This window comes from Methylobacterium sp. J-070, from assembly GCF_022829385.1.
Classification (GTDB): domain Bacteria; phylum Pseudomonadota; class Alphaproteobacteria; order Rhizobiales; family Beijerinckiaceae; genus Methylobacterium.
The window spans coordinates 1-637 of the sequence record NZ_JAKSXX010000069.1 but is presented as its reverse complement, the minus strand read 5'-3'; the positions used below and the strand labels follow the sequence as shown (position 1 = coordinate 637).

General features: G+C 63.3%; 2 pseudogenes. Both read left to right on the top strand.

From position 1 onward, the window contains the following. Nucleotides 1–258, top strand: a pseudogene (locus MKL01_RS05200) (DDE-type integrase/transposase/recombinase); the annotation flags it as partial. Nucleotides 259–437: 179 nt separating this feature from the next. Beyond that, nucleotides 438–637: pseudogene (locus MKL01_RS05195) on the top strand (MetQ/NlpA family ABC transporter substrate-binding protein); the annotation flags it as partial.

Below are 637 nucleotides of genomic sequence, written 5' to 3'. Positions count from 1 at the left end.
GGTCTGCTACCCCGCACGCCGGTCCACTACGTGAACAAACACCTGCAGCAAAGCATTGAAAGCGACCGCTGCCCGGTGAAACGAGCGATGCCAAGCGTGGGCGGCTTCCGCTCGTTCCACCCGGCCCGGGGCACGTTCCGCGGCTTGGAGGGGATGTTGTGGCTGCGGAAGGGCTTCGGGTTTGCGGGGATTTGGACCGTGCGCGAGCAGAACCAGCTGCTCGCCTGCTGCTTCGGCCTTCCCGTCACGAACAAAGCACGAAAGCGAGACGGTAGACGCCCTTCCGCGGCTGGCAGCCGGGCTTGCGACTCGCCCCTTCTCCGCAGCCGTGCGGCTGACCGGTATCAGCTGTGCGTCCGTGTGCTGCTGAAAACCCGATGAGCACACCCAGTTTCGTTCTTGGTATCTTATAGGGGCTGGCTGGGTGAGATCACGGGGTGAGCAGACGCGGAGAGCTTCCTCGGCCTCAACGGATCGTTGACCACCGTCCGGTAGGGGCCGGCACCTTCGACCCGACGAGCGGGCTGATCTATTCCGGGATCGAGGACAAGCTGTTCGCGGTGAGCTTCGTCACCAAGGCGAGCCGCAAGGACGACCCGACGATCAAAAAATTCGTGTCGATCTTCCAGACCTCGGA